The 17437-nt window shown below is 44.5% G+C and carries 19 protein-coding genes; 7 read left to right on the plus strand and 12 right to left on the minus strand.

What is annotated here, in order from left to right; all coding sequences use genetic code 11:
* Positions 1-2: 2 nt before the first annotated feature.
* Complete coding sequence (locus B9G69_RS07985) at positions 3-578, minus strand: hypothetical protein (RefSeq protein WP_176400969.1); 576 nt, start codon at positions 576-578, stop codon at positions 3-5.
* Positions 579-648: 70 nt separating this feature from the next.
* Entirely contained in the window at positions 649-3051 is a 2403-nt protein-coding gene (locus tag B9G69_RS07990; RefSeq protein ID WP_088616049.1) for a DNA translocase FtsK, read from the minus strand.
* Positions 3052-3187: 136 nt separating this feature from the next.
* Here B9G69_RS07990 and B9G69_RS07995 point away from each other — a divergent pair, with 136 nt between their 5' ends.
* The 4 genes from B9G69_RS07995 to B9G69_RS08010 all read left to right on the plus strand — a co-directional run bounded on the left by B9G69_RS07995 (position 3188) and on the right by B9G69_RS08010 (position 6760).
* Entirely contained in the window at positions 3188-3826 is a 639-nt protein-coding gene (locus B9G69_RS07995) for a radical SAM protein (RefSeq protein WP_088616048.1), read from the plus strand.
* Positions 3827-3868: 42 nt separating this feature from the next.
* The gene (locus B9G69_RS08000) at positions 3869-4168 is read left to right on the plus strand and encodes a helix-turn-helix domain-containing protein (RefSeq protein WP_061834327.1); all 300 of its coding nucleotides are present in this window, start codon (positions 3869-3871) and stop codon (positions 4166-4168) included.
* A gap of 226 nt (positions 4169-4394) precedes the next feature.
* Positions 4395-5816 carry a replicative DNA helicase gene (gene dnaB, locus B9G69_RS08005; RefSeq protein WP_088616047.1) on the plus strand — a complete coding sequence of 474 codons (1422 nt, stop codon included), beginning with the start codon at positions 4395-4397 and terminating at the stop codon, positions 5814-5816.
* A 17-nt stretch (positions 5817-5833) separates the two neighbouring features.
* Positions 5834-6760 carry an SDR family oxidoreductase gene (locus B9G69_RS08010; protein ID WP_088616046.1) on the plus strand — a complete coding sequence of 309 codons (927 nt, stop codon included), beginning with the start codon at positions 5834-5836 and terminating at the stop codon, positions 6758-6760.
* Here the strand turns inward: B9G69_RS08010 and B9G69_RS08015 are convergent, their stop codons facing one another.
* Positions 6761-8599 (minus strand): NHL repeat-containing protein, encoded by a 1839-nt coding sequence (locus tag B9G69_RS08015; protein ID WP_265438025.1) that lies wholly within the window; start codon positions 8597-8599, stop codon positions 6761-6763. It lies immediately after the preceding gene.
* Between the two features lie 218 nt (positions 8600-8817).
* On the opposite strand from B9G69_RS08015, the gene B9G69_RS08020 reads away from it, so the two are divergent.
* Positions 8818-9021, plus strand: coding sequence for a hypothetical protein (locus B9G69_RS08020; protein ID WP_088616045.1), 204 nt, complete (start codon positions 8818-8820; stop codon positions 9019-9021).
* Positions 9022-9074: 53 nt separating this feature from the next.
* Here B9G69_RS08020 and B9G69_RS08025 read toward each other — a convergent pair whose 3' ends face one another.
* The 4 genes from B9G69_RS08025 to rpsF all read right to left on the minus strand — a co-directional run bounded on the left by B9G69_RS08025 (position 9075) and on the right by rpsF (position 12149).
* Entirely contained in the window at positions 9075-10136 is a 1062-nt protein-coding gene (locus B9G69_RS08025) for a S1 family peptidase (RefSeq protein WP_088616044.1), read from the minus strand.
* 170 nt (positions 10137-10306) lie between these two features.
* Complete coding sequence (gene rplI / locus B9G69_RS08030) at positions 10307-10753, minus strand: 50S ribosomal protein L9 (RefSeq protein WP_088616043.1); 447 nt, start codon at positions 10751-10753, stop codon at positions 10307-10309.
* A 45-nt stretch (positions 10754-10798) separates the two neighbouring features.
* On the minus strand, positions 10799-11686 hold the full coding sequence (locus B9G69_RS08035; RefSeq protein WP_088616042.1) for a DUF2232 domain-containing protein: 888 nt from the start codon (positions 11684-11686) through the stop codon (positions 10799-10801).
* 19 nt (positions 11687-11705) lie between these two features.
* Positions 11706-12149: a 30S ribosomal protein S6 gene (rpsF, locus tag B9G69_RS08040; RefSeq protein ID WP_088616041.1), complete on the minus strand. Its 444-nt coding sequence runs from the start codon at positions 12147-12149 to the stop codon at positions 11706-11708.
* A gap of 145 nt (positions 12150-12294) precedes the next feature.
* Here rpsF and B9G69_RS08045 point away from each other — a divergent pair, with 145 nt between their 5' ends.
* Together B9G69_RS08045 and B9G69_RS08050 are read left to right on the plus strand one after the other, a co-directional pair.
* Positions 12295-12984, plus strand: a complete 690-nt coding sequence (locus tag B9G69_RS08045) for an FHA domain-containing protein (RefSeq protein WP_088616040.1) — start codon at positions 12295-12297, stop codon at positions 12982-12984.
* Positions 12985-12999: 15 nt separating this feature from the next.
* Positions 13000-13881 (plus strand): alpha/beta fold hydrolase, encoded by an 882-nt coding sequence (locus B9G69_RS08050; protein WP_088616039.1) that lies wholly within the window; start codon positions 13000-13002, stop codon positions 13879-13881.
* Here the strand turns inward: B9G69_RS08050 and B9G69_RS08055 are convergent.
* The 5 genes from B9G69_RS08055 to B9G69_RS08075 form a co-directional block, all read right to left on the minus strand.
* Entirely contained in the window at positions 13878-14438 is a 561-nt protein-coding gene (locus tag B9G69_RS08055; RefSeq protein WP_088616038.1) for a DUF4383 domain-containing protein, read from the minus strand. The two genes, B9G69_RS08050 and B9G69_RS08055, sit on opposite strands and share 4 nt — an antisense overlap.
* 133 nt (positions 14439-14571) lie before the next feature.
* Positions 14572-15783 (minus strand): S8 family serine peptidase, encoded by a 1212-nt coding sequence (locus B9G69_RS08060; RefSeq protein WP_265438026.1) that lies wholly within the window; start codon positions 15781-15783, stop codon positions 14572-14574.
* Positions 15731-16051, minus strand: a complete 321-nt coding sequence (locus tag B9G69_RS08065) for a S8 family serine peptidase (RefSeq protein WP_265438027.1) — start codon at positions 16049-16051, stop codon at positions 15731-15733. The genes B9G69_RS08060 and B9G69_RS08065 overlap by 53 nt, the downstream gene beginning before the upstream one ends.
* A gap of 147 nt (positions 16052-16198) precedes the next feature.
* Positions 16199-16444 carry a hypothetical protein gene (locus tag B9G69_RS08070; RefSeq protein ID WP_088616037.1) on the minus strand — a complete coding sequence of 82 codons (246 nt, stop codon included), beginning with the start codon at positions 16442-16444 and terminating at the stop codon, positions 16199-16201.
* 201 nt (positions 16445-16645) lie between these two features.
* Positions 16646-17434, minus strand: coding sequence for a succinate dehydrogenase/fumarate reductase iron-sulfur subunit (locus tag B9G69_RS08075; RefSeq protein ID WP_088616036.1), 789 nt, complete (start codon positions 17432-17434; stop codon positions 16646-16648).
* Between the last annotated feature and the right edge of the window lie 3 nt (positions 17435-17437).

Raw genomic sequence — 17437 nt, forward strand, 5'->3', positions numbered from 1 at the left:
AACTACTTTTTAGAGAAAGAAGTCAATTCAACAGTTACTTTACCAAATTGACTTGGAGCAACTTGTTTCAACAAACCAGACATTGGAATCAATTGTGGGTTGATCCACGCGTTGATTTCAGAATTATCTTTTTTGTCTTTTAGGATTGCGTGAACGCATTCGAATGTACCAGCTGGAACAGTGATTTTGTCTTCTTTGATATCAACAACTTCAACGTCTTGCTTAGGTACTTCTTGTTCTTTACCGTTCACGATCATTTTTTTAACCGCGCCAGTGTTTGGATCGATAAGAGTTTCTACGTTTTGTTTACCAGCGAAACCAAGGTCCATATCTTGGATCATCCAGATACCGTCTGCTTCAACAGACTTAACAGACATCACCATTTTACCTTTGATGAATCCGCCCATATCTAGGTTGTAGTTAGCAGTGTCGCCAACTTTCCAGTCCAAACCCAACGTTTGAGCTTGTTCAGCGATTGCAGGCAATTGAGCCTGAACTACCACGTCAGCTACAGATGGTGTTGCGAATGCAGAAACCGAGAAAGTTAGTGCAAGAGTAGCAATAATTGCTTTGATCATAAAAAATCCTCCTTGATGGTTTTGTTGCTATCTATTGCAGCACGACCAAAGGAGGACTAGCAAGCTTCTATTAAGTTTCTCGATAAGAAGTAACGAGGACTTGACGCGGCTTGCTGCCATTGGCTGGTCCCACCACGCCTTCTTTTTCGAACACTTCAATCATCCGCGCAGCACGTGGATAACCTAAACGAAATTTACGTTGAATCAATGAAGCTGATATTTCCTTCTGCCCAGAGGCCCAAGACAGGATTTCATCATAACGTTCATCATATTCTTCCTCGCCGAATCCACCACCGTCATCGCCACCAGATTCAGCCCCGTCGCCAGCGAATCCATCAAGTGCTTTCATTGCGAGTGGGTCATACTCTGGTTCACCTTGCGATGCCCAATGTTTTACGACATTAGCAATCTCAGCATCCTTCAGATAAGGACCGTGGTGTCGCGTTGGTTTACCAATTCCTGGAGCTTGGAATAACATGTCACCATTCGGAAGCAAACGTTCCGCACCAGAATCATCGATAATAATTCTGGAATCCATTTTCGAAGCCACCTTCAAAGCAACACGACCCGGAATATTGGTTTTAATCAAACCAGTCACGACGTCTTTACGCGGAGACTGAGTTGCTAAGATCAAATGGATTCCGCAGGCACGAGCTTTTTGTGTCAGACGCTGAATCGGTTCTTCGATATTTTGTTTTTCAGTGATCATCAAGTCAGCCAACTCATCAACTACGATCACCACGTATGGAAGTGGTTGGTAGTAGTATTGATCCAGTTTTGCTTTGCCTTCCTCGAGCTCTTGATTGATTTTTTCATGCTGCTCAATTTCGTCTTTAGAAAGACCGCCAGTCTTTTCATTGAACGCTTCAATCTTACCAACACCGAACTTTGATAAAGATTTATAACGTTTTTCCATTTCACGAACCGCCCACTTCAAAGCGGTTGCCGCTTTCTTGGGTTCAGTTACGTGAGGAATTGCCAAATGCGGAACTGTCGCAAACGGAGCCAAGTCGACCATTTTGGGATCGATCAAAACCAAGCGCAAAGTTTTAGGGGAGTGGCGGAATAGCAAACCGGTGATGATAGAACCCACAAACACCGACTTACCAGAACCCGTCGTACCCGCGATCAACAAGTGAGGCATCTTGCGCAGATCAACCACTTTTGGTTCGCCATCAACTGTGCGACCCACAGCCATCGGCAGTGCTAAATCCTCGCTCCAGAATGAATCTTCGGCGATCAAATCTTTGTAATAAACTGTTTCACGCTTTAAGTTTGCTGTTTCGATACCAACAACATCAGTGCCCGGGATGTGACCAACCACACGCACGGATTCCGAAGATAGTGCTAAGGATAGGTCGTCTTCGAGCTCTGAAATTTTGGAAATTTTAACGTCAGCGTTTGGTTTAAATTCATACATTGTAACCAGTGGACCCGGTTTCGCATCTTGGATGGCACCTTCCACAGAGAAGTTTTTAAGCTTTTCAACCAACGCGTCGGCTTTTCTTTGGATCTCTGCCTTATCAATTTTAATACGAGAAACCGGTGGATCTTCAAGAAGCGCAAGCTTCGGCATTTCCCAGTTTTCAATGCGGCGAGGTGGTTTCGCCTTCATCACGACTTTGCGTTTTTGCGCCATACGAAGTGCAGGAGTTTCTTCCTCCTCCTCTTCGTCCTCTTCAGCCTCTGCAAAAAGCTCTTCGTCTTCCTCTTCGTCCTCTTCCTCTTGTTCAGCAGCATCAAGGAGCATTTTCAGATCCTTGTCGTCTTCTTCCTCTTCGTCTTTGCCTACGAATTTCTTATCTGAAAGAGGGAAAGCTTTTTTAGGCTCGTCTTTTTTCTTTTCTTTTTTAGGGGCTGTTTTTTTCTCATTTGCAAACGCTCCACCAAAGATGCCAGCAAACTTTTCGCCCACCTTTTTTTTCTTAAGCATTGCCATGAAATCTTGTGGAACCTCTGCCAGCTCTTGCAAAGTTTTTTCCGAGTAGAACACCACCAGGACAGCCATGAACGTCCACAAAATCACTTGCACGCCCGCGTAGGCGAAAGCACGCATCAATGCAGATGAAACCCCCATGCCCAACATACCGCCCAGTGCGATCTGATTTTGGAACAAACGAGTCGTCGGCATATAGATCGAAAGAAGAGCCGCCACATCCACTATCAACAACAGAGCCCACACAAAGCGAATGTTCTTAATATTCAAAGATTCGCCTCTGAAAGCAGCCAATGCCATGCGGCCCAGACTTGCCACGATTACCCATGCCGCCAAGCCAAACAGTTGATAAAGGGCGTCGGCTAAAAAACTACCCACAATTCCGCAGTAATTTAGGGCTTTTAGTCCTTGCCCGATAGAGTTAAGGGATGGGTCCTGAGGATTGTAGCTTACCAAAGCAAGCGTGATAAAAAGACCTAGGCCCAAAAAACAGATTGCAGTGACGTCTTGACGGAACTTTTTGAGGAATTGGTTCATTTAAAAAATTTACGAAATTTCGCCGACTTAGTCATGCTCAGGCAACGCAACCTTGACTTAGGCCTTGGGGGAGGTACAAGTACAGACCGTCCCGCACCGAGTGGCGCAGGGCCTCCAAGACAAAGAGCCAGTAACAATGCTTAAAATAAATGAGATTTTTTATAGTATCCAAGGTGAAACAACTTACGTAGGCGCTCCTACGGTGTTTGTGCGCACCACTGCATGCAACTTAAGATGCACGTATTGCGATACCAAATATTCTTATTATGAAGGCGACATGCGCACGATGGAAGCGATTCATCAAGAGATCGATTCGCACAAAGCTCCGCATGTTTGTGTTACGGGTGGTGAACCGTTGTTGCAAAAAGAGGTTCACACTTTGATGAAAGAACTTTGCGACAAAGGCTACAAAGTTTCTTTGGAAACTTCTGGTTCAAAATCAATTCAAACAGTTGATCCGCGCGTGAAAGTTATTTTGGATGTGAAAACTCCAGATAGTGGTGCAGCAAATTCTTTCTTGATGGACAACATCGGATTTTCCACTGCTAGCACGGAATTCAAATTTGTGATCTGTTCTGAAGAAGACTTCATTTGGTCTGAAAATTTCTGTCGTCAACACAAATTGTTCGAAAAATTTGTGGTTTTATACAGCCCATCATACGGCCAAGTGTCTGAACGCTGGTTGGCAGAAAAAATATTGCAGCAAAATTCATCTGCAAGGTTGCAATTGCAACTGCATAAGTATATTTGGTCTCCCGAAACACGCGGAGTATAGTTTACTCCAAAACCCAAGCATTGATGTAATTCCGGGAGTTCCATGACGCCGAACCTTAACAGTTCAGATAATCTTTTTGTCGCTAATCTTCAGTCTGTAAGCTTGGAAAAGCTTGTTAAAAGCAAACTCGAAGTTCTTTTTGCTCAACAAAAAGAAGCACAAGTTGAATTGAACGGTTTGTACAATGTTGTAATCGAGCAAGTTGAAAAGCCACTTCTGGAGCTTGCACTTCGTGCGTACAACGGTAATCAAGTTAAGACAGCTCAGATGCTTGGCATCAATCGCAACACTCTTAAGAAGAAAATTGATAACTACAAAATTCGTGTTAAAAAATTGAACTAATTCGTTCATAATTTACACCAGCGAGCCATCCAGAACCACCATCACGCGCAGTCTCGCAATTTTTATTTTCCCCATTTTTTGGGGTTTTGTTAAAATAGGTTTGATATCAAAAAGTGACAGCCACAAGGCGCAAGGCGAAGGCCCTACTGAAGGTGGGTCTACGACGAAGCAACGAAGGGGATGGCAGTTTTTCAAATCAAACCGGTGTCTCACATGAGGGGTTGTTGTGAGTACTCGTATTCCACCACAAAATCTAGAGGCCGAGCAGTCCATTCTGGGCGGTATCATGCTTGATCGAGAAGCTCTCGACCAAGTTGGTGACGTTCTCTTTGCAGAGGACTTCTATAAGCCGGCACATCAAAAGATTTATGCTGCCATTAAAGATCTTCACAGCAAAAATCAGCCAATCGATATCATCACTGTTACCAACGTGCTTCAGGCCGAAGGTTCCATGGATATGGTGGGCGGCCCTGAGTATTTGATTGGTTTGCTTGATAAAACTATTTCCTCCGCAAACATTGCTTCGCACGCAAAAATCGTTCGCGAAAAAAGTTTGCTTCGTAAATTGATCACGGCCAACAGCAAGTTGATCGAACGCGCTTATGATCAAGATTTCGCTGACGTTGAATCCTTCATGGACCAAGCGGAATCAGAAATCTTCAAACTGACAGAGACGAAACAGCAAACGGGTCTTGTGGGCTCTATGGAAATCGTTAAGGCTTCCATCCAAAAGATCGAGGAGCTTTACAAACGTAAAGCTGATGTTACGGGTCTTCCAACTGGCTTCTCAGAGCTAGATAAAATGACTTCGGGTCTTCACCCAGGCGAGATGACGATCATCGCCGCTCGTCCGTCGATGGGTAAAACAGCGTTCTCTTTGAACGTTGCTCAACACATTGCTCTTCGCGCGAAAAAAGTAATCGCCTATTTCTCTCTGGAGATGGGTAAAGAAGCCATGATGATGCGTATGTTGTCCTCTGAAGCACGCGTTAACATGAATGAGATCCGTAACGGTAAAATCCAAGACTCTGCATGGCCTAAGCTGATTAATGCAGCCAGCGCCCTTTCAGAAGCCGGAATCTTTATCGATGATACTCCAGGGATGTCACCATTTGAGATCCGTTCTCGTGCTCGTCGTTTAAAGGCTGAACACGGTATTGATTGCATCATGATCGACTACTTGCAGTTGATGAGTATGAAACAAAAATTTTCTTCGCGTGAGCAAGAGGTTGCCGAAATCTCTAAGAGCTTAAAGTCGATTGCCAAGGAACTTCAGGTTCCTATCATCGCTCTAGCCCAGCTGAATCGTGGGGTGGAAGGTCGTGCGGACCGCAGACCTATGCTTTCTGACCTCCGTGAATCGGGATCGATCGAACAAGATGCCGACGTTATTATGATGCTTTACCGTGATGACTACTACGACAAGGAAGATCCGGAAAAAGCGGGTCATGCGGAAGTTATCGTCGGTAAACAGCGTAACGGTGCCACTGGTACAGTTAAACTTCGTTTCGACGCAAAACACTCCCGCTTCCGTGATGCTGAGCCCAGCGAGTCGGGTGGACACATTAATCCACTTCCTCCGCCGCAAGCTCCGCCTCCGATGCCAGGTGGCAGACCGAAAAACTTTGCTCCTGGCGCTCCAGCCTAGGATAATAGAGGCCACTTATGTGGCCTTTTTCACGTTATCACCGCAGCGGCAGAGTACAGTCCTATAAACCCGTTATATTAATCACGGGTTGTTCTCACGGTATTGGATTGGAATTAGTAAAACTTCTTTACAACGAGCACCCGGAATATCGCATCGTCGCGACAGCACGAGAAAAAAGTCTTCACAAGCTTCACGATCTTTTTTTAGAAAATGATCGATTCATGATTTACAGACTGGATGTCACTCAAGAAGAAGAGCGCAAAGAACTTATCAATCACGTCAATAAAACGTGGGGTGGTGTGGATATCTTGGTGAATAACGCCGGTATCTCGTATCGTTCCGTGATTGAACACATGACAGCCAAAGATGAGCAGCTGCAAATGGAAACAAATTATCTGGGCCCCATGGGTCTGATTCGCAGAGTGATCCCTTATATGCGCGAAACGGGCAGAGGCAAAATCATCAACGTGTCTTCAGTTGCAGGAATGCTAGCAATGCCAACGATGTCTTCGTACTCCGCTTCAAAATATGCGCTTGAAGGCGCCAGTGAAGCGTTATGGTATGAGATGAGGCCGTTTGGAGTCCAAGTATCCTTGATCCAACCGGGCTTCGTGAACAGCAGCTCTTTCATGAACGTCTATCATTCAGAATTATCCGATCCTGCACACAACTGGAGCGGGCCTTACTGCGATTTCTATCAGAACATGACACCCTTCGTGGCAAAGATGATGCGCATGTCGCGATCCTCAGCACCCAAAATTGCCAAGCTCATTGTGAAAACAATCAAAACAGAAAATCCATCCCTGTGGATTCCTGCAACGCTAGATGCAACCGTGTTTTATTATATTCGCCGATTGCTTCCGCGCAGAATTTTGCTGCCGGTGTTGTATTCCCTATTACCAAACGCCAAACACTGGGGCAAAAAACACACGAACCGCCGTTAGCTATTGGACCACGCCGAGTGAGTTAAATTTCTGAATGCGTGAGTTCCCCTGGTCCACAACATAAACATATCCTTTGGGATCACAGAAAATTCCCCACGCAGAAGATAACTTTCCTGGAGTAAATCCAGAGCCGCCCCAGGATATTCCTGTCAGTGTACCTGCTGAGGAATATTCTGTAACAACGTTGTTCATGGCGTTGGATGTTAGGATGTTACCTGCTGGCGTGATCGTCATACCAAAAACTCCACCGGAAGAACCGAACTCGGTCACCATGGTATCATTAGCAAGATTTACTTTAATAATGGTTCCTCTACTCATATCAGAGACGAGCAGGTGCCCTAGGTTGTCCAGGGCAAGTGCCCCCGGCATAGATATAGTGGCAGTACTTGTGTTGGTATCTATGCCCGTATAATCCCGCACCCAATGTCCATCTCTATCAAACTTTTGAACTATTCCATTTGAAGCATCACCGACATAAACAGTCCCATCTCCCGCCACAGCCATGGCATAGGCATTGGTAATTAGAACGTTGTCGGATCCGTCCCATTCCGTCAGAAAATTTCCGTTCTTATCAAACTTTTCCACTCGCACTCTTGTGCCTTGGTTTAAATCTAAGACATAGATATTTCCGTCATCATCCACGCCCACATTAAATGGAGTCGTGAATTGTCCACTTCCAGTTCCTGGAGAGCCAAAATTCATTATCCAGTTGCCTTGGGCATCGAACTTAGCAATTCGTTTATTGCCCGAATCTACCACCACAATAAATTCGTTTTTATAGGCAGCACCCGCAGTCGGAGTTTTTAATTTACCATCACCACTGCCGCCTGTTTCAGTTTTGCTAATGAAAGTTCCATCTGTAGCAAATCGTTTGATACTACCAGACGTGCCAAGAGAAATATCTGAAACCATCAGATAGCCCGACTTATCGAAGTTCAAGGTTACTGGCTGAATAATTTGATTATCTGCAGAACCTGGCGAGCTAATGTCAGAGACATAGGATTCAGTGTTTAAATTAAATTTTTGAATTCTTGGCGTAACCTGTTCGGCCAAAAATAATTCATTACCTTTGATAGCCATAGAAAGGAGTGTTTGAGGAAACTGACCATTGCCTGTTCCCGAAGAACCAAACTCGGAAAGTTTGTTTCCAAGTCTATCGAATTTTTCAATTCTTCCCCACTCGGAATCAGCAACGTAAACGTTGTCGCTTGAGTCTATCGCCACGGCACGCATACGATGAAAACACGCATCACAAGGCAGAGTGTGGGTCATATCGAACGTGCCCCATTTTCTTTGGAACACCCCTGAAGAATTGTAGACCCGCACTTCGCCCACTGTCGCACCATCAGAAACCAACACGTAGATTTCATCTTGGCTGTCGATTGCAAAGGCTGCTAAACCGGGGAATTCATAGTCGTTGGATGAGCCAGAACTGCCCCATTTCAAAACAAAAGCACCGCTTGAATCAAATTTTTGAATGCGATCATTTCCAGCATCCAGGACAAATAGGTTGTCTTGTGAATCAACTAGCAGCCTTGTGACATTGGAAACTTGCCCATCACCTGTACCTGATTGAGCGACGAATGCGATTGATGCCAATGACGAGTTCAATTTCGTAATTGAACCACCCATTGTCGCATCAGCATTATAAACATTTCCGTTAGAATCTGTGGCGGTTGCGATTGAACCACCGAAATAGGCCTTTTGTTCCCCCAGGGGAAATAATCCGTCAGTTGACGGCAGCTCTGTCGTGCGACTTTTCCCAAGGACATTGATATCGAGCGAACAAGCACTCAGCGACAGCAGGGCGATGATAAGCAATCCAAAATGTACGAACATATCGAGTGGCTCCTAAAATACTTATCGGAGTCAAAGGAAACAGAGTTTAGGATTTCCGTGAGAAAGTCTCAAAAATGAGCGAGGTCTGTATCGATTTGACTGGACCAAAATCCATATATTCGATTTTAGATTGAGTTAAATTTAACCCCTTGATCAAGTGGAGGGGTCGATTAGACATAGGCGCATGGATCGCGCCTAGACCGAGCATGGAGGCCGCAATGGACAAGGGACTTGCCCAAGTCGTAGTGGAAGGTACAGGACTTCCCACAGACCCTGTAGCGAAAGAGCTGCAAAAGTTGATGTCTGCTCATGGCACCAACGCCGAAGAGCTTACAATGGATCAGCTAAGATCTATCATGGTGGACTATCTGAACGAGGTCTTCCTAGAGCTAGCAAACGAAGAAGAAATCAAATCGGCATAAAAAAAGGCCCCGGTTTCCCGAGGCCTTCCAATTATTTTTCTAAGTATGAATTCTTAGTTCGCTGCCAAAGCTTCAGTTTGTGGAGCTTCTTCTTTAGTCGTCGTGTTCAATTGCTTAATAGCTTTTGAAACGAAATTCCATTCAGCGTGAACTTTTGTGTAGATTGCGTAGTTAGAGCAATCGTCGATACCATCTTTACCAGTACCGCGGCTTGTAACACCCCAAAGGTATTCAGTACCGTTTACGTTGATGAACGCTGGACCACCAGAATCACCGTGGCAAGCACCTTTACCTTGAGATTGATCCAAAGCAACTTCAGTTTCACCGTACGGTTGGATCACTGATACATCCGTTTTCTTCAAGATGTTTTCGTTTTCTTGAGTCAAGATGTAGCAAGTTTTCTTATCGTATGTGCAACCGATTTGGCCACTAGCGATAGCAGCATCAAGATCAGGATATTTTGCTGGATCAACTTGTTCTTTTTTAACGTTCGTCAAACCGTAACCAGCCAAAGTAACATTCGCACCGTTTTTAAGGATTGTTTCGTCAGTAAGAACATTTGCGATTTGGTAGTCAGCAGGAATTTTGCTTGCAAGCTTAAGAACCGCTAGGTCGTAGTTATCTGCGCCTTGATCACGGTCAGTAAGCTCTACGCCGTCACCATTCGGGTTACCAGATTTTTTAAGCTTTTCAATTGTTTCGCGAAGACGCTTGTCGCCTTCACCGTATTGAGGGTGAACAACAACGCCGGAAACAGCAACGATTTGAGATTTTTGCATTTTGTTCAGGTCCGTTGCGAAGACAACGTACATTGCAGCTTTTTTGTATTCAGCACCTGGTACACAGTGAGCTGCCGTCAAGATTGTGTTTTCACTGACGATAGAGCCCGTGCAAAGGAACTGACCTTGCTGCCCATCTTGCGTAAGAACGTTAACTACGATTGATACAGTCGACTTTCTGATGATGTCGTTTTGATCAACAGCCACACCACCAATAATGCCAGAGGAATTACCAGAAGCAGTTACAGAAGCGGATTGCTTATTAGGAGTACAAGCTGCGATCGTCGCCAGCGCACCCAATGACAAAGCTAACTTAAGAGACTTGATTGTTTTCATGGAAAACCCCTCCAATGGCGCTCTTTAAACACCCAATTTGGAACCAGGGCAATATAAAAAATTCGATGATATCTATAAGATTACGTTATGGTAAAAGTGACAGAGTCTGAAATAAAAAAGAGGCCCCGATTCCGAGGCCTCTTTCATAATTGTGCGTACTATAGGGTAAATTATGCGCGCTCAACTGCGATTTGGATCTTAGCTTCCAAACCTTCAGTGTAACGTACAACCGCTTTGTGTTGACCCAATACTTTGATTGGCTCTTCCAAGTGGATGTCGCGGCGGTCGATAGAGTGACCCATTTTTTGAAGCTCTTTAGAGATGTCTGTAGTTGTTACAGTACCGAAAAGCTTATCAGAGTCAGCACCAGCTTGAAGCTTGAACGTAACAGTTGTGCCGTTGATTTTGTTCAAGATTTCTTGGCGTTCTGCCAATGCTTTTTTCTTTTTAGTTTCAGCAACGCGTTTCAAGTGTTCATATTCTTTTACGCGTTTTTCTGTAGCTTCAGCAGCCAATTTGCGTGGGAACAAGAAGTTTCTTGCGAAACCTTCAGAAACGTTCACCAATTCACCAACACGGCCTACATCTTTAACGTCTTTTTGAAGAATAACTTTCATGTGATCTCCATAACTACTTCGACAACGTCGAAGTGTATTTTAGTATTAGCTAGCTTTAGGAGCCGTCATCTTACGAATACGACTTCTGAAATCCAGCCAGTAATCGATCAAACCAACGATACTTAAAATAAGCACCAACTGGCCGACCAAGATTATGTACACCAAAACTCGAGTGACCGTACCGGCACGAATCGAATTTAGGAATACCTCCAACACTGCTAACCCCTGAAAGAAATAGAGAACGAGTGCTACGTTCACAATATTTACTGCGAGGATCGCAATGGCCTTACCGCCAAAACTCACCATTGTTAGAAGGAAGGCTGTCATCGCTACCCAAATGAAAACATCAGGCACACGATATTCTAACAACTTGAGCTGAGAGGCAATTTTCTCGCGGGGCAAATTGAGCCACGAAAAAACCCTTCTCTCAAATATTAATCCCACACCAAGTGCTAAAATCAGAGTGATAGCAATGGCTGATGGAATTTGCTGCATCAAAACTGAAGCGTCCAATTTAACTGCGGGATTCATTTTTTGAACCTGCTCAGTAAACTGTTCGACCAGCTTTTGAACTTCAGCGTACGTGTTAATCCCGTTTACTTTGAATGCTCCATACAGAGAGATGCTTGCAGCACCTGTCCCAAGCAGCACGCTTAGAATACCGGATAGCCACCACCCAAGTCCTTTTTGCTCAAGTTCATTGTAAGCCCCTAAAGTCATCCAAACGGAGCCAATAAACATCGCTAAAGGTTGAGCGTTGAGGAGCCACGCAGCCCCTGTTACTAACAGTCCAAGAATCCAAAAGGCCCATGGACCGTAAGCCTGACGGAGCACACGAAGAAGGGGAGCGCCAAATACCACTGTCATCATCGACAACAAAATCGAGAGAGATGAAACTGTGATGAATTTCTGTGGAGACGCGGACTTCTTCATGGCTTACGCCCTTTATAAATTACTCGCCACGCTCAGCGCGGTCTGCTTTAGCAGCAGCAAACGCAGCTTTGCGAGCTTGGATCTTAGCTTCGCGCTCTTTTTCACGAGCAGCAGATTCAGAAAGACCTTTTTTGAAGCCTTCCATGAACTTAGCCAAAGAAACACGCTCATCAAGACGAGTGTGCATGAAGCGAAGTACTTTGTCGTTGATACGCATAGTACGTTCCAACTCAGCGATAGCTTGTGTGTCAGCTTCGAATGTAGAGTGGAAGTATGTCGCTTTTTTCAACTTGCCGATTGGAGTCGCCAAGTTACGTTTGCCCCAAGTTTCCAAAGAGTTGATAGAACCTTTGAAAGACTCGATAGTTGCTTTGTTCTTCTTGAAAAGATCTTTTTGATCTTCAAGAGTTGCATCTGGGTGCATAAGAACAACAACCTCGTAAGGTGCAGTGTTTTTTTCCATGTATAATCCTTTCGGTTAAAGCCCCCACCATACAGGGGTGGGAACAAGGATGACTTTTAAAATGTTTAACGGGTTTAGCACGCCTTAAGTTTGAGCACAAGGAATAGTCCTTTGATTCGTCTGAATCCAGTCCTATCATACCTAAATGGTCACTTTTATTGAGGTTCTGAACGGTGTAAATGAGGGATCCCGACATCAACTGACGGACGGGATGACTATGGGCAGAGCCAATGCCGACATCATAGTTAAAGACCCGAAGGTTTCCAGCAAGCATGCCCAGGTCGCATTAGATGGCAAGGGGCAGCTGGTTTTATTGGATTTGGATTCTTCGAATGGGTTGTACATATCAGGTCGCCGTGTAAAGAAAGTCGCCTTAATTCCAGGGGTTATCTTTGAGATCGGTCGTACCCAGTTTCAGGTTTTATCCGTTGAAGAGGAAAAGGCGAGCAGTTTCGAACGTCTTCTGACCTGGCGCAACATTGTCAGCACCACAATCTCTCAGCTGCAAATACAAAACTCAGAACCGCCGGTTGAACTGCAAAGATTCTCTCCCGCGCTTCGATTGACCTTTATTCGTGGAATTCAGGCAGATGAGGAAATTATTTTAGGGTACGGCCCAAGAACCGCGGGTGCAGACTCGCTGGATATCGAATTGCTGGATGTGGACGCGCCCCGAGACGCGTTTCAATTAATTGCTGGCCCCGGCCAGGTGCAGTTAAAAGTTTTGGCTACAGGCCGGGTCAGTCTTAATAATAAAAAGGTGTCTGCCGAAATGCTTCAGGATGGTGATATGATTTCCATCGGAAGCACTCAAATCAAAGTCACATACTTGTAGGAATTAGAAGGTCTCATGGAAACGACGCCAAAAAGCATCGGTACATTTGAAAGCTATGATGGCACTTCCATCTATTACGAAACTCACGGACAAGGTGAGCCGTTAGTTTTAATTTACGGAATCGCATGTCCAATCAATCACTGGCACTATCAAATCGAATATTTTTCGCGCAATTATCAAGTGATTGCTTTTGATTTACGCGGTCACCACAAAAGCACTCCGATTGCGGACATGAGTCAGCTGACCTTAGAAGCTCTTTGCAAAGACATCGCAGGCTTGCTTGAGCACTTAAATATTAAAAGCGCTCACTTCGCGGGTCACAGTTTTGGCGCTCCCATTTTATTGAATCTATATTCAATGCATCCGGAAATTATTCGCTCGATGACTTTTATTAACGGATTTGCTCGCAATCCTATTAAGGGGATGTTTGGCTTAGAAGTTATTGAACCTTTTTTCTATTTCGTGAAAGGGCAGTACGAAAATCAGCCTGACTTGTGGAATACTCTGTGGAAAGTGGCGATTGATAATCCTTTGGCGATGTACGCTGCCGCTTTAGCGGGGGGATTTAATTTACGGGTCACTCATTTCAAAGACATTGAAGTGTATTGCCGGGGCGTTGCCCGTATGAACCTTAAGGTATTTATTGCCTTTTTTGAAGAGCTAATGAAATTTGATGGCGAGCCGATCTTAGAAAAAATCGAAGTTCCGGTGCTTGTTATCTCTGGAGAAAAAGACGCCGTCACTCCGATTCGATTTCAGTATCATTTAAAAGAAAAAATTAAAAACTCGGAGTTCGTTTTGGTGCCATATGGCTCTCACTGTACTCAATTAGACTTCCCAGATTATACAAATCTTAAAATCGAAAAGTTTTTACAGCAGGGTGTGCGCGAAGACTAAATGTCTTCGCGACGGATCCTGCGAAACTTGATCAAGGCTCCACCAATTAATGCTGCTGCGATAACCAAATGGATAACGTGGTCCCTGGATCCTAATTCCAGTTTGTCGGGCGAAATCATCCACAAAGAATCGTCTCGAACCAAGTGTCCCACGTTCGGCATTCCGGGTGTACCTACGATAAATCCTAATACGCCAAGAACTGCATAAAAGGATCCGAAAATGAGCGAACACTTCTTAGCTCGCTGTTCATTTTTAAATCCAAACCACGCCAAAAGAATGCCACTAATAAGATGAATCAGATTGTGAGAGTGTGAAAGGTGCATGCCCAACAAGTTATCGACAACGAAACCAATAAAACCGACAACAACAAGAGCGGTACCAACGAACACGCTAGTCTCTTGCGCGTATGTTTTACGTTCCAAAACTCCTTGAAGCTGGCCTTTTTTTATGGTCTCGCTTTGAATATCGAATTCTTCTCTAAGTTTTCCTCGAAGAGTTGTCGGTGCATCCTTTTTATAGCGGGGATTCGATCTATTGCGCTCCAATTCGGGTTGCATAAAACCTCCAGATATTTGCATTATCCGAACTCTATAAGCGAAAGGGCAGTGCGGCAGCATTCGACTGATTAAAAACAAAAAGCCACCTCGATAGACGAGATGGCTTTTGCCGTTTCAAAGATTTGTTTCCAGACTAACGGAAAGCAATTTTTGTGATGTCGAAACCGTAACGGTTTACTGAATCATCTGAAGTGAAAACGATTTTTGCAGAGTCACCTTCAATGATGCTTGAGAAAGTATCATCAGCCTTACCAGAGATCGTTTGAACCAGTTTTCCAGTTGAATCGTAGATTTCAACTTTGTCGTAATCGCGTTCAGTGTCGAATTTCGCAAAATAGATTGCGATTTGTTTTGCACCTGGAGCGCGCACTTCAAATGTTTGATTTGATTTGCTTGCATACGGATGAGCTGTAGATGCGCTAGCTGGAACTGTTTGCCAATTAACGGGATCATTCACATCTGGAGGAGCAATCGTGTTTGTCAAAGCTGCATAAGCATTAGCAACACCCATCGTGCGAACTTTACCGCGCAAGCCCGGGATTGGTACTGCAGTTGCCATGATACGTTCTTTGATTTGTTGACCTGTTAATCCTGGCTCGTTAGCCGCCAATAGGCCTGCGATACCAGAAACATGAGGAGTCGCCATTGAGGTACCAGACCAAGAATCGTAACCACCATTTTTAATGGAAGAGTAGATGTTTACGCCAGGAGCACCCACGTGAACTTTAGATTTACCGTAGTTCGAGAATGAAGCCAAGCGGCCACTATCATCGATCGCTGCGACAGAAAGTACGTTTGGAATATCGTACGTCGCTGGATAAGTTGGGTTTGCGTCGTTATCGTTGGATTCATTTCCCGCTGCTGCCACGAAAAGCACGCCTGCATCGTTAGCTCTTTGAATTGCTTGCTTCAAAGTTTCAGAGTAGCCACCGCCACCCCAAGAGTTAGAAAGGATTTTCGCACCCATTTTAACCGCATAGTCGATACCTTTAAGAGCACCCTCAAGAGAACCAGAACCGTCAGCAGACAAGAATTTTACACCCATCAAGCGAACATTCCAGTTAACACCCACGATACCTTTACCATCATCACCTTTAGCACCGATAGTACCAGAACAATGAGAACCGTGGCCATGGTCATCAATTGGATTCCCAGTTGGCTTTTCAGCTTTAACAAAGTTTGCGCCGTAAATATCGTCAACGATACCGTTATTGTCATCGTCTACGCCCGGTTGACCATTAAGCTCAGCCTCATTGGTCCACAAATTGTCTTTAAGGTCTGGATGATTATAGTCAATACCAGTATCTGGGAGTTTTGTTGATGCGATAGATATAGTTTGGCTCAACGATGTCTACTAATGGATTTTGAGAGAGCGTTTTTACTACGCTGTCAGCTAGTTCGAACATGGGTCTTTTAATAACCACAATGTTCATGCTTGGAATTGTTTCTTTAACGTAGGCACCTAGTTGTTGACTCAAAACCTGTGTCGATTGAATCGCGTATTGATTTTTCAATTGAACGATATATTCACCAGGCACAGCTTCAGGTTTAGCAGCGAAAGCGCTAGCAGAAACGAACAAACCGAGCACGGCTCTTCCAATAAGCCCTCTCATAATCCCTCCTTCAAAGGTGATTTTGTCAGAGGAAAGTCTCGGCAAAAATTGCCTAGCAGTCCTCCAGTTCCAAAATGGTACCAATCTGAAAGTCAGGATTTTATTTGTTTTTGGAGTCGGGGAAAAACCTAGACCATAGACTAGCGTCTAGCCAGTCTTAGGTCGTGTTGGGCGCGTTGACTTCTCGTCTGCGAATCCAAAGCTCATTTGCTCTGGAAACTTAAACTGAACAATTTTTTCCGGATGTTGAGCCATTTCGCGATTCTCCGAAGGAGTCGTGACGTTTACCCCTTCAGACACTTTGATTAAATGCTTGATTAAAGCTTCTTTCACACTGTCTGGTGCATTTTTGTTGAAGCCTAGTTCTGCCATAAGTTGATCAATCTTCTTCATAAGCCCAATCCTTGGTCTAGTTTTCGGAAGTTTGATGTTCGAGCTTGAGGGAAAAATCACAGATGGAGGTCTAGGATGCGTCTCTGTTGGGAATGACCGATGATGCGGAATTTAAAGGTTAAAAGAATATATAAAAAAAGGGGTTCATATGACTGAACCCCTTTGAATCACTTAATTTTTTATGAACTGCAGCTTGTTAGCTTAGCCTGCGCCGCCGTCTTTATGCTTCGGTCTCTGAGTTAAAACAGCCCCTAAGAACTGACGATTCATTCGAGAGATATTGGTAAGTTGGATTTCTTTAGGACAAGCCGCCTCACAAGCACCCGTCGTTGTGCACGCACCGAAGCCTTCAGAATCCATTGCAGCAACCATACGCAAAGCACGTTCGTCTTTTTCCACTGCGCCTTGAGGAAGCAAAGCCAAGTGAGAAATTTTTGCTGAAGTGAAAAGCGCTGCAGAAGCGTTTTTACAAGCTGCTACACATGCCCCGCAGCCGATACAAGTTGCAGAACTCATTGCTTCGTCGGCATCTGCTTTAGGAATCAAGATCGCATTCGCGTCCTGTGGATTTCCCGTATTTTGAGAGATATATCCACCAGAAGAGATAATGCGGTCTAATGCAGAACGATCAACCATCAAGTCTTTAATAACTGGGAACGAATTTGCTCTGAACGGCTCAATAGTTAAAGTTTCACCGTCGTTATAATTACGCATGTGAAGTTGGCAAACCGTTGTTGCTTTCAACTTACCGTGTGCTTCACCGTCGATTACGAAACCACAAGTACCACAAATACCTTCGCGGCAGTCATGGTCGAATGCGATTGGTTCTTCGCCTTTGGCAACGATCTCTTCGTTCACAGCATCTAGCATCTCTAGAAAAGAGGCGTGCTCAGAAACATTCTTAGCTTGGTATTCAACGAAGGAGCCCTGATCTTTAGACCCTTTTTGTCTCCATACTTTCAACGTCAGATTGATATGTTTTCCACTCATATT

Source organism: Bdellovibrio sp. SKB1291214, assembly GCF_002209355.2.
In the GTDB taxonomy this organism is placed as follows: Bacteria; Bdellovibrionota; Bdellovibrionia; order Bdellovibrionales; family Bdellovibrionaceae; genus Bdellovibrio.